The sequence below is a fragment of the Pseudomonas sp. NPDC088890 genome, from assembly GCF_044900155.1.
Lineage (GTDB): Bacteria > Pseudomonadota > Gammaproteobacteria > Pseudomonadales > Pseudomonadaceae > Aquipseudomonas > Aquipseudomonas urmiensis.
In genome coordinates, this window is record NZ_JBJDNG010000011.1 from 125363 (window position 1) to 137346 (window position 11984).

Annotated in this window: 12 protein-coding genes; all 12 read left to right on the plus strand. The window is 58.9% G+C overall.

Features of this window, described 5'->3' with window-relative positions; translation table 11 throughout:
- Position 1: 1 nt before the first annotated feature.
- Positions 2-1687, plus strand: coding sequence for a membrane protein insertase YidC (gene yidC / locus ACI2JX_RS21050; RefSeq protein WP_264234135.1), 1686 nt, complete (start codon positions 2-4; stop codon positions 1685-1687).
- Between the two features lie 92 nt (positions 1688-1779).
- Positions 1780-3150 carry a tRNA uridine-5-carboxymethylaminomethyl(34) synthesis GTPase MnmE gene (gene mnmE, locus ACI2JX_RS21055; protein ID WP_264234133.1) on the plus strand — a complete coding sequence of 457 codons (1371 nt, stop codon included), beginning with the start codon at positions 1780-1782 and terminating at the stop codon, positions 3148-3150.
- A gap of 591 nt (positions 3151-3741) precedes the next feature.
- Entirely contained in the window at positions 3742-5634 is a 1893-nt protein-coding gene (gene mnmG / locus ACI2JX_RS21060; protein WP_186553121.1) for a tRNA uridine-5-carboxymethylaminomethyl(34) synthesis enzyme MnmG, read from the plus strand.
- Positions 5631-6281 carry a 16S rRNA (guanine(527)-N(7))-methyltransferase RsmG gene (gene rsmG / locus ACI2JX_RS21065; RefSeq protein ID WP_404690918.1) on the plus strand — a complete coding sequence of 217 codons (651 nt, stop codon included), beginning with the start codon at positions 5631-5633 and terminating at the stop codon, positions 6279-6281. The genes mnmG and rsmG overlap by 4 nt, the downstream gene beginning before the upstream one ends.
- An 18-nt stretch (positions 6282-6299) precedes the next feature.
- Positions 6300-7091 (plus strand): ParA family protein, encoded by a 792-nt coding sequence (locus ACI2JX_RS21070; RefSeq protein ID WP_186553119.1) that lies wholly within the window; start codon positions 6300-6302, stop codon positions 7089-7091.
- 9 nt (positions 7092-7100) lie between these two features.
- The gene (locus ACI2JX_RS21075) at positions 7101-7973 is read left to right on the plus strand and encodes a ParB/RepB/Spo0J family partition protein (RefSeq protein WP_186553118.1); all 873 of its coding nucleotides are present in this window, start codon (positions 7101-7103) and stop codon (positions 7971-7973) included.
- 149 nt (positions 7974-8122) lie between these two features.
- Positions 8123-8539 carry a F0F1 ATP synthase subunit I gene (locus tag ACI2JX_RS21080; RefSeq protein WP_186553117.1) on the plus strand — a complete coding sequence of 139 codons (417 nt, stop codon included), beginning with the start codon at positions 8123-8125 and terminating at the stop codon, positions 8537-8539.
- Positions 8540-8546: 7 nt separating this feature from the next.
- Positions 8547-9416 carry a F0F1 ATP synthase subunit A gene (atpB, locus tag ACI2JX_RS21085; protein ID WP_392467394.1) on the plus strand — a complete coding sequence of 290 codons (870 nt, stop codon included), beginning with the start codon at positions 8547-8549 and terminating at the stop codon, positions 9414-9416.
- Between the two features lie 144 nt (positions 9417-9560).
- Positions 9561-9818 carry a F0F1 ATP synthase subunit C gene (gene atpE / locus ACI2JX_RS21090; protein WP_003097235.1) on the plus strand — a complete coding sequence of 86 codons (258 nt, stop codon included), beginning with the start codon at positions 9561-9563 and terminating at the stop codon, positions 9816-9818.
- Between the two features lie 57 nt (positions 9819-9875).
- Positions 9876-10346 carry a F0F1 ATP synthase subunit B gene (locus ACI2JX_RS21095; RefSeq protein ID WP_186553115.1) on the plus strand — a complete coding sequence of 157 codons (471 nt, stop codon included), beginning with the start codon at positions 9876-9878 and terminating at the stop codon, positions 10344-10346.
- A 12-nt stretch (positions 10347-10358) separates the two neighbouring features.
- A complete protein-coding gene (locus ACI2JX_RS21100; RefSeq protein WP_186553114.1) occupies positions 10359-10895 on the plus strand; it encodes a F0F1 ATP synthase subunit delta in 537 nt (178 codons plus the stop codon).
- A 21-nt stretch (positions 10896-10916) separates the two neighbouring features.
- A partial coding sequence (gene atpA, locus ACI2JX_RS21105) for a F0F1 ATP synthase subunit alpha (RefSeq protein ID WP_404690919.1) occupies positions 10917-11984 on the plus strand: 1068 nt, incomplete at its 3' end.

Genomic DNA, 11984 nt, shown 5'->3' on the forward strand with positions numbered 1-11984 from the left:
CATGGATATTAAACGCACGATCCTGATCGTCGCCCTGGCAATCGTGGCCTACGTGCTGGTCCTCAAGTGGAACCAGGACTACGGTCAGGCTGCACTGCCGACTCAGCATACTGCTGCCAGCAACGCTGCCCCGGCCCTGCCCGATACCGTGCCGGCCGGCAATAACAACGGCGCCAGCGCCGATGTGCCGAGCGCCAATGCTGAATCCAGCCCAGCCGAACTGGCTCCGGTTGCAGTCAGCAAGGACCTGATCCGGGTCAAGACCGACGTCCTTGAACTGGCTATCGATCCGGTCGGTGGTGACATCGTCCAGCTGAACCTGCCCAAGTACCCACGCCGCCAAGACCATCCGGACATTCCGTTCCAGCTGTTCGATAACGGTGGTGAGCGTGTTTACCTGGCTCAGAGTGGTCTGACTGGCGTTAATGGCCCGGATGCACGTTCTTCCGGTCGTCCGCTGTACGCCGCTGAACAAAAGAGCTTCCAACTGGCCGATGGCCAGGAGCAGTTGGTCGTTGACCTGAAGTTCAGCGAGAACGGCGTCAACTACATCAAGCGCTTCAGCTTCAAGCGCGGTGAGTACGACCTCACCGTCAGCTACCTGATCGACAACCAAAGCGCTCAAGCCTGGTCGGGCAACATGTTCGCCCAGCTCAAGCGTGATGCCAGCTCCGATCCATCGTCGAGCACGGCTACCGGTACCGCGACCTACCTGGGCGCCGCCCTGTGGACGCCTTCCGAGCCGTACAAGAAAGTGTCGATGAAAGACATCGACAAAGGCAGTTTGAAAGAAAATGTGTCCGGCGGCTGGGTTGCCTGGCTGCAGCACTACTTCGTAACTGCCTGGATTCCTGCCAAGTCGGATAACAACGTTATCCAGACCCGTAAGGATAGCCAAGGCAACTACATCATCGGCTACACCGGCCCAGCGCTCAGCGTGCCTGCCGGCGGTAAAGTCGAAACCAGCGCCATGCTGTACGCAGGTCCGAAGATTCAGTCCAAGCTCAAGGAGTTGTCCCCAGGCCTGGAACTGACTGTCGACTATGGCTTCCTGTGGTTCATCGCTCAGCCGATCTTCTGGCTGCTGCAACATATCCACAGCATCCTGGGTAACTGGGGCTGGTCGATCATCGTCCTGACCATGCTCATCAAGGGCCTGTTCTTCCCGCTGTCGGCTGCCAGCTACCGCTCGATGGCGCGCATGCGTGCCGTTTCGCCAAAACTGGCCGCGCTGAAGGAACGCTTCGGTGACGATCGCCAGAAGATGTCCCAGGCGATGATGGAGCTGTACAAGAAAGAGAAGATCAATCCGCTGGGTGGCTGCTTGCCAATCCTGGTGCAGATGCCAGTGTTCCTGGCCCTGTACTGGGTACTGCTGGAAAGCGTAGAAATGCGCCAGGCCCCATGGCTGCTGTGGATTACCGACCTGTCGATCAAGGATCCGTTCTTCATCCTGCCGATCATCATGGGCGCGACCATGTTCATCCAGCAGCGCCTGAACCCGACTCCGCCGGATCCGATGCAGGCCAAGGTGATGAAAATGATGCCAATCATCTTCACCTTCTTCTTCCTGTGGTTCCCAGCGGGTCTGGTGCTGTACTGGGTTGTGAACAACTGCTTGTCGATTTCGCAGCAGTGGTACATCACTCGTAGCATCGAAGCTGCGGCCAAGAAGGCTGCCGCTTGACAGGCTGCTAAGCTAGCCTGTGAATAAAAACGCCCCCTCGTGGGGCGTTTTTGCTATCTGTCTGATGAATTTGTCGTAAGAGGCTTTCGAGCATGAACACTGTGCGTGAAACCATTGCCGCCATCGCTACCGCTCAGGGCCGCGGCGGGGTCGGCATCGTCCGCCTGTCTGGCCCTTTGGCGAGCCAGGCCGGGCAAGCTATTACCGGGCGCACTCTCACGCCCCGGCATGCTCACTATGGGCCGTTCCGTGATCAGGACGGGCTGGTGCTGGATGAGGGCATCGTGCTGTTCTTCCCGGGGCCGAACTCATTTACCGGTGAAGACGTCCTGGAACTACAAGGTCATGGCGGCCCGGTGGTGATGGACATGCTGCTGCAGCGCTGCCTGCAACTGGGCTGCCGCCTGGCGCGTCCTGGTGAATTCAGCGAGCGTGCATTCCTCAACGACAAACTCGACCTGGCCCAGGCCGAAGCGATCGCTGACCTGATCGAGGCCAGCTCGACCCAGGCCGCACGCAATGCCTTGCGTTCGCTGCAGGGCGAATTCTCCAAGCGCGTTCACTCGCTGACCGAGGCACTGATCGCGCTGCGGATCTACGTCGAAGCTGCGATCGACTTCCCTGAGGAAGAAATCGACTTTCTCGCCGACGGCCATGTGCTGTCGATGCTCGATGCAGTGCGCACCGAGTTGTCCACAGTGCAGAAGGAAGCTGGCCAGGGCGCGCTGCTGCGTGACGGCATGAACGTAGTGATTGCCGGACGGCCCAATGCGGGCAAGTCGAGCCTGCTCAACCGCCTGGCTGGGCGTGAGGCGGCCATCGTCACCGATATCGCCGGCACCACCCGGGATATCTTGCGGGAACATATTCACATCGACGGGATGCCGTTGCACGTGGTCGATACCGCAGGGCTGCGAGATACCGACGACCATGTGGAAAAGATCGGCGTGGAACGTGCGCTCAAAGCGATCAGCGAGGCTGACCGGGTGTTGCTGGTTGTGGATAGCACGGCCCCTGAAGCAAGCGATCCCTTCGCCTTGTGGCCAGAGTTTCTCGATCAGCGCCCAGATCCTGGCAAAGTCACCTTGATTCGTAACAAGGCCGACCTGAGCGGTGAAGCGGTTGCCATAGAACAATGCGACGATGGCCATGTGACCATTACCCTCAGCGCCAAGGGCGATGACAGCGGTTTGCTGCTGCTGCGCGATCACCTGAAGGCATGCATGGGTTATGAACAGACCTCAGAGAGCAGCTTCAGCGCCCGTAGACGCCACCTGGAGGCCTTGAACCAGGCTAGCGCGCACCTCGAGCATGGTCGTGACCAGCTGACCCTGGCCGGCGCTGGAGAGCTGCTGGCGGAAGATCTGCGTCAAGCTCAGCAGGCGCTGGGAGAGATTACCGGCGCGTTCAGTTCCGATGATCTGCTGGGTCGTATCTTCTCAAGCTTCTGCATCGGCAAATAATCCACAACCGCTCCCCTCCAATTGCCGGCGATCAGCAAGGTAGTACCTGTGGGAGCGGGTTCACCCGCGAAGAACACACCGAGATGAACGGCGGGGGCTGCGCTTTCGTCGGTGGATAAACGCTCCTCCACAGCCTGCAACCACCCTTTTCCAATTTCCTTTGAAGAACCACGCCTTTGATTTCATCAACAGGCGAGTTTTCGTTCGTCTAAGCCCTGTGGAAAACTAACCTTCAGCTCAGTTGATAAACCCCCTTCAGAGCTGAGGACAAATCCGCCTGTGGGTAAATAGGCATTTCATCCACAGGCTAAATGAGCTTATCCATAGCCCTCATGGCCACTCAGACACAGGGTTTAATTTCTCTGTACATACCATGAATAGTGATGTGTAGAGCTTTATCCACAGAAAAGGCTGTGCGTAAGAATAAACATAAAAACAAAGCTTTTTTAATTTCTTCCTTTTTAATTTCTGTTATCCCCGTTCATCCACAGCCTGGTCAAAAATTGCTCAAAAGGTTTCTTTAGCGGGTAGGAAGTCCCTATACTTGTCGGCTTACCTTCTCTATTCGCAAAAACAGGCACGAGGTGCGTGGTGGATTTCCCTTCCCGTTTTGAAGTGATCGTCATCGGCGGCGGCCATGCCGGTACCGAGGCTGCGCTTGCGTCTGCACGCATGGGGGTAAAAACCCTGCTGCTGACCCATAACGTGGAAACCCTCGGTCACATGAGTTGCAACCCCGCTATCGGTGGGATCGGCAAGAGTCATCTGGTCAAAGAGATCGATGCGCTCGGCGGCGCCATGGCGTTGGCCACCGACAAGAGCGGCATTCAGTTCCGCGTGTTGAATAACCGCAAAGGCCCGGCCGTCCGTGCAACCCGGGCCCAGGCTGACCGCGCCATCTACAAGGCGGTGGTCCGGGAAATCCTGGAAAACCAACCGAACCTGTGGATATTCCAGCAGTCCTGCGACGACCTGATCGTCGAACAAGACCAGGTCAAGGGCGTGGTCACGCAAATGGGTCTGCGGTTCTTCGCCGACTCGGTGGTACTGACCACTGGTACCTTCCTCGCCGGACTTATTCACATTGGTTTGCAGAATTACACCGGCGGCCGCGCCGGTGATCCGCCCGCCATTGCCCTGGCCCACCGCATGCGGGAACTGCCGCTGCGCGTCGGCCGGCTGAAAACCGGTACGCCGCCGCGTATCGATGGCCGCTCTGTGGACTTCTCGGTGATGACCGAGCAGCCCGGCGATACGCCGATTCCGGTAATGTCGTTCATGGGCAATGCGCAGATGCACCCGCGCCAGGTCAGCTGCTGGATCACCCACACCAACGCCCGTACCCACGAAATCATCGCTTCGAACCTCGACCGTTCGCCGATGTATTCCGGGGTTATCGAAGGTGTCGGCCCGCGTTACTGCCCGTCGATCGAAGACAAGATCCACCGCTTCGCCGACAAGGAAAGCCACCAGGTGTTCATCGAGCCGGAAGGCCTGACCACCCATGAGCTGTACCCCAACGGCATTTCCACTTCGCTGCCCTTCGACGTGCAACTGGAGTTGGTCCGCTCGATCCGCGGCATGGAAAATGCCCACATCGTGCGCCCGGGCTATGCCATCGAGTACGACTACTTCGATCCGCGTGACCTGAAGTACAGCCTCGAAACCAAAGTGATTGGCGGCCTGTTCTTCGCCGGCCAGATCAACGGCACCACCGGCTACGAAGAAGCTGGCGCTCAAGGTCTGCTGGCCGGAACCAACGCCGCACTGCGTGCGCAGGGTCGGGAAAGCTGGTGCCCGCGTCGCGACGAGGCGTACATCGGCGTACTGGTCGACGACTTGATTACCCTGGGTACCCAGGAGCCGTACCGCATGTTCACGTCCCGCGCCGAGTACCGCTTGATCCTGCGTGAAGACAACGCCGACCTGCGTCTGACCGAGAAGGGCCGCGAGCTGGGCTTGATCGATGACCAGCGTTGGGCTGCGTTCTGCGCCAAGCGCGAAGGCATCGAGCGTGAAGAGCAGCGCCTGAAGTCGACCTGGGTTCGCCCCGGCACACCGATGGGCCAAGCCGTTGTGGATAAGTTCGGCACGCCGCTGAGCCACGAATACAGCCTGCTCAACCTGCTGGCTCGCCCGGAAATCGACTATGCCGGCCTGATCGAGGCTACTGGCGGTGAGGCACTTGACCCGCAAGTGGCTGAGCAGGTCGAGATCAAGACCAAGTACGCCGGGTACATCGACCGTCAACAGGATGAGATCGCTCGTCTGCGCGCCAGCGAAGACACCCGCCTGCCTGTGGATATCGACTACACGACGATCTCCGGCCTGTCCAAGGAGATCCAGGGCAAACTCGGCCAGACCCGCCCGGAGACCCTCGGCCAGGCTTCGCGCATCCCCGGCGTGACCCCGGCGGCGATTTCCCTGTTGCTGATTCATCTGAAAAAACGCGGCGCAGGCCGCGAATTGGAGCAAAGCGCTTGAGTTCCTTGGTCACCCCGCAACACGCAGAAGAGTTGTCCACAGGCGCGCGCCAGCTCGGTGTCGAGCTGAGCCTGCAGCAGCACGAGCAACTGCTGGGCTACTTGGCCCTGTTGATCAAATGGAACAAGGCCTACAACCTGACCGCAGTGCGCGACCCGAACGAAATGGTCTCGCGGCATCTGCTCGACAGCCTCAGCGTCATGCCGTTTATCCACAGCGACACGCAACGTTGGCTGGATGTCGGCAGCGGCGGTGGCATGCCGGGGATTCCTTTGGCTATCCTGCACCCGCACAAGCAAGTGACGCTGCTCGACAGCAATGGCAAGAAAACCCGCTTCCTCACCCAGGTGAAGATGGAGCTGAAACTGGACAACCTGCAGGTTATCCACAGCCGGGTCGAAGAGTATCAACCGGCGCAGCCGTTCAACGGGATCATCTCGCGGGCGTTCAGCAGCATGGAGAACTTCACCGGCTGGACTCGCCACCTGGGCGACACGCGGACGCTTTGGCTTGCAATGAAAGGGCTGCATCCTGCCGACGAACTGGTAGCATTGCCCGCAGACTTCACAGTGGAAAGCGAGCAGGCCCTGACCGTTCCGGGTTGCCAGGGCCAGCGCCATCTGCTGATACTGCGCCGCAAGGCATGACTGGGATTACACGCAACAATGGCTAAGGTATTCGCAATCGCGAACCAGAAAGGTGGTGTGGGCAAGACCACCACCTGTATCAATCTCGCCGCATCGCTGGCTGCGACCAAGCGCCGTGTGCTGCTGATCGACCTCGATCCGCAGGGCAACGCGACCATGGGCAGCGGGGTGGACAAGCACGAGCTCGAGCATTCGGTCTACGACCTGCTGATCGGCGAATGCGACCTGGCCCAGGCGATGCACTACTCCGAGCACGGCGGTTTCCAACTGCTGCCGGCCAACCGCGACCTCACCGCCGCGGAAGTGGTGCTGCTGGAGATGCAGGTCAAGGAGAGCCGTCTGCGCAATGCGCTGGCGCCTATCCGCGAGAATTACGACTACATCCTCATCGACTGCCCACCGTCGCTGTCGATGCTCACCCTCAACGCCCTGGTCGCTTCCGATGGCGTGATCATCCCGATGCAGTGCGAGTACTACGCACTCGAAGGTCTCAGCGACCTTGTGGATAACATCAAGCGCATCGCTGCCCGGTTGAATCCGGCGCTGAAGATCGAAGGCCTGCTGCGGACCATGTACGATCCACGCCTGAGCCTGAACAACGATGTTTCGGCGCAGCTCAAAGAGCATTTCGGCGAGCAGCTGTACGATACGGTGATCCCGCGCAACATTCGCCTGGCCGAGGCGCCAAGCTTTGGCATGCCGGCCCTGGCCTACGACAAGCAATCGCGTGGCGCACTGGCCTATCTGGCCCTGGCCGGGGAACTGGTACGCCGCCAACGCCGTCAATCACGCACTGCACAAACAACTTAAGGAATCCGCATGGCCGTTAAGAAACGGGGTCTCGGACGTGGGTTGGATGCACTGCTCAGTGGTCCTTCCGTCAGCTCGCTCGAGGAGCAGGCTGTCAAGATCGACCAGAAAGAACTGCAACACCTGCCGGTCGAGCTGATCCAGCGTGGCAAGTACCAGCCACGCCGGGACATGGACCCGGAGGCGCTGGAAGAACTGGCTGCCTCGATTCGCACCCAAGGCGTCATGCAGCCGATCGTGGTTAGGCCGATCGGCGACCAGCGCTACGAGATCATCGCCGGCGAACGCCGCTGGCGCGCCACTCAACTGGCGGGCCTGGACACCATTCCGGCCATGGTCCGTGATGTACCCGATGAAGCCGCCATCGCCATGGCGCTGATCGAGAACATCCAGCGTGAGGATCTCAACCCGCTGGAAGAGGCGATTGCCCTGCAACGCCTGCAGCAGGAGTTCGAACTGACCCAGCAGCAAGTGGCAGACGCCGTCGGCAAGTCGCGGGTGACCGTGGCCAACCTGCTGCGCCTGATCTCGCTGCCAGAGGCGATCAAGACCATGCTCGCCCACGGTGACCTGGAGATGGGCCACGCCCGCGCCTTGCTAGGCCTGGAAGAAGATCGCCAGGAAGAAGGGGCGCGTCATGTTGTCGCACGTGGGCTCACTGTGCGCCAAACCGAGGCACTGGTGCGCCAGTGGTTGAGCGGCAAACCTGATCCGGTCGAACCGAGCAAACCTGATCCGGATATCGCTCGCCTCGAACAGCGTCTGGCAGAGCGCCTGGGCTCGGCGGTGCAGATCCGCCATGGCAACAAGGGCAAAGGTCAGTTGGTGATTCGCTATAACTCGCTTGACGAGTTGCAGGGCGTGCTTGCTCACATCCGCTGAAACAATTCCCGTTGTAGCGCGCAGTCGGAAATCACTACCCAATAGTTGAATAGGGGTTAATCCCCCCCTATACTCTGCGCGCATTTTGTCGGCACAAATTATGCCAAGTCGTTGCTGACTTGATGGTCGACTTTCCAGGAGTAGATGCGATGGAAATCCGCACGCCAAACCGCCTGCCTTTCCATCGCTGGGCAGTTTTTCCAGTACTGCTGACGCAATGTGTCGTAGTCCTGCTGGCAACTTTGGTGTTGTGGCAGTGGAAAGGAGCAGTCAGTGGATATTCAGGCCTCTGTGGAGGGCTGATTGCCTGGCTGCCGAATGTGTATTTCGCCTGGAAGGCTTTTCGCTTTAGCGGAGCCCGGGCAGCGCAGGCCATCGTCAAGTCGTTCTACGCAGGCGAGGCAGGCAAATTGATTTTGACGGCAGTGCTGTTTGCACTGACCTTCGCAGGAGTGAAGCCATTGGCGCCGTTAGCAGTATTCGGCGTCTTCGTGCTGACCCAATTGGTCAGCTGGTTCGCGCCCCTGCTAATGAATAAAAGACTTTCGAGACCTAAGGGCGTTTGAGGCAACCATGGCAGCAGAAACCGCTTCGGGCTATATCCAGCACCACTTGCAGAACCTGACCTACGGTCAACTACCAGACGGCAGCTGGGGCTTGGCCCATTCGGCTGCAGAAGCCAAGGCAATGGGCTTCTGGGCCTTCCACCTGGATACCCTGGGCTGGTCGGTTGCGCTGGGTCTGATCTTCCTCTTCATCTTCCGCATGGCGGCTAAGAAGGCCACTTCCGGCCAACCTGGCGGCCTGCAGAACTTCGTCGAGGTGATGGTCGATTTCGTCCACGGCAGCGTCAAGGACTCGTTCCACGGCCGTAGCCCGGTCATCGCCCCGCTGGCCCTGACCATCTTCGTCTGGGTGTTCCTGATGAACGCCATCGACTTGATCCCGGTCGACTGGATCCCGGTGCTGGCTGCCAAGATCTCGGGTGATCCGCACATTGCGTTCCGAGCCGTGTCCACCACCGACCCGAACGCCACCCTGGGCATGGCCTTCTCGGTGTTCGCGCTGATCATCTTCTACAGCATCAAGGTCAAGGGCATCGGCGGCTTCATCGGCGAGCTGACCCTGCACCCGTTCGGCAGCAAGAACATCTTCGTTCAAGCCCTGCTGATCCCGGTGAACTTCCTGCTTGAATTCGTCACCCTGATCGCCAAGCCGATCTCGCTGGCACTGCGTCTGTTCGGCAACATGTATGCCGGGGAACTGGTGTTCATCCTGATCGCGGTAATGTTCGGCAGCGGCCTGCTCTGGCTCAGCGGCCTGGGTGTAGTGCTGCAATGGGCGTGGGCTGTGTTCCACATCCTGATCATCACCCTGCAAGCCTTCATCTTCATGATGCTTACCATCGTCTACCTGTCGATGGCTCACGAAGATAACCATTAAGACCGCCTGGCGTGTCTGATAGCCTTCCCTGCCCGTTTGGGGGGAGGGCTGTAAAAAGTCCGCAAGGGCAGTTGTACCAAACGATTTGTTTTACCGCTTCAAACTAAAAACCTAACCAATACGACGTAAAAGTCGGGAGGAAAGATGGAAACTGTAGTTGGTCTTACCGCTATCGCTGTTGCTCTGCTGATCGGTCTGGGCGCACTGGGCACCGCCATTGGTTTCGGCCTGCTGGGCGGCAAGTTCCTGGAAGGCGCTGCTCGTCAGCCTGAGATGGTTCCGATGCTGCAGGTCAAAATGTTCATCGTTGCCGGTCTGCTCGACGCCGTAACCATGATCGGTGTTGGTATTGCTCTGTTCTTCACCTTCGCAAACCCGTTCGTTGGTCAAATCGCCGGCTAATCACTCGTACCCACGAGTTGATTGCTGTGATGAACAAAGACCGAGCGAGGTGTTGGCGTGAACATTAATGCAACCCTGATTGGCCAATCCGTTGCTTTCCTGATTTTTGTCGTCTTCTGCATGAAGTACGTATGGCCTCCGGTCATCACTGCCCTGCAAGAGCGTCAAAAGAAGATTGCTGATGGCTTGGACGCTGCCAACCGCGCAGCTCGCGACCTGGAGCTGGCCCAAGAGAAAGCGGGTCAGCAACTGCGTGAAGCTAAAGCACAGGCAGCCGAAATCATTGAGCAAGCCAAGAAACGCGCTGCTCAGCTTGTCGAGGAAGCCCGTGATCAGGCCCGCGTCGAAGCTGACCGTGTGAAGGCTCAGGCTCAGGCCGAGATCGAACAGGAACTGAACAGCGTCAAAGACGCCCTGCGTGCCCAACTGGGTGCCCTGGCTGTTGGCGGTGCTGAAAAGATCCTTGGCGCCACAATCGATCAAAACGCGCATGCGGAGCTGGTTAACAAACTGGCCGCTGAAATTTAAGCGAGGGCGATCATGGCAGAACTGACCACGTTGGCCCGACCTTACGCTAAGGCTGCCTTTGAGCACGCCCAGGCCCATCAGCAACTGGCCAATTGGTCAGCCATGCTCGGCCTGGCTGCTGCTGTGTCGCAAGACGACACCATGCAGCGCCTGCTCAAGGCCCCGCGACTGACGAGCGCACAAAAGGCCGCCACTTTCATTGAAGTGTGCGGTGACAAGTTCGATGCACAGGCACAGAATTTCATTCATGTTGCCGCGGAAAATGGCCGTCTCCTGCTCCTGCCGGAGATTGCCGATCTGTTCGAGCTGTACAAGGCCGAACTGGAAAAATCCGTGGACGTGGAAGTCACCAGTGCTTTTGCGTTGAACCAAGAACAGCAAGACAAACTCGCCAAGGTTCTCAGTGCACGGCTCGGCCAGGAAGTTCGCCTGCACGCGTCGGAGGATGCCAGCCTGATCGGCGGCGTCCTCATCCGCGCAGGCGACCTGGTAATCGATGGCTCGGTTCGCGGCAAGATCGCGAAACTGGCCGAAGCATTGAAATCTTGAGTTTGAAGGGGCAGCAGAGCAATGCAGCAACTCAATCCTTCCGAAATTAGTGAAATCATCAAGGGCCGCATCGATAACCTCGATGTAGCCTCTCAAGCCCGCAACGAAGGTACCGTCGTCAGCGTTTCTGACGGTATCGTGCGGATTCACGGTCTGGCCGACGTTATGTACGGCGAAATGATCGAGTTTCCGGGTGGCGTGTACGGCATGGCCCTGAACCTGGAGCAAGACTCCGTAGGTGCAGTGATCCTGGGTGCCTATGACACCCTCGCCGAAGGCATGAGCGCCAAGTGCACCGGCCGCATCCTGGAAGTTCCAGTTGGTAAGGAACTGCTGGGTCGCGTCGTTGACGCACTGGGCAACCCAATCGACGGCAAAGGCCCGCTGGGCAACACCGAGACCGACGCGGTCGAGAAAGTTGCTCCAGGCGTGATCTGGCGTAAGTCGGTAGACCAGCCTGTACAGACTGGCTACAAATCTGTCGACGCCATGATCCCTGTCGGCCGTGGCCAGCGTGAGCTGATCATCGGTGACCGTCAGATCGGCAAGACCGCCATGGCCATCGACGCCATCATCAACCAGAAAGACTCCGGTATTTTCTGCGTTTATGTTGCTGTCGGCCAGAAGCGTTCCACCGTTGCCAACATCGTTCGCAAGCTGGAAGAAAACGACGCACTGAAAAACACCATCGTGGTGGTTGCCAGCGCCTCGGAATCCGCCGCGCTGCAATTCCTGGCGCCATACGCCGGTTGCACCATGGGCGAGTTCTTCCGTGACCGCGGTGAAGACGCGCTGATCGTTTACGATGACCTGTCCAAGCAGGCTGTTGCCTACCGTCAGATCTCCCTGCTGCTGCGCCGTCCACCAGGACGTGAAGCGTACCCAGGCGACGTGTTCTATCTCCACTCCCGTCTGCTGGAGCGTGCATCGCGCGTTTCCGAAGAGTACGTCGAGAAGTTCACCAACGGTGCTGTGACTGGCAAAACCGGTTCCCTGACCGCGCTGCCGATCATCGAAACCCAGGCTGGCGACGTTTCCGCGTTCGTTCCGACCAACGTGATCTCGATCACCGACGGTCAGATCTTCCTG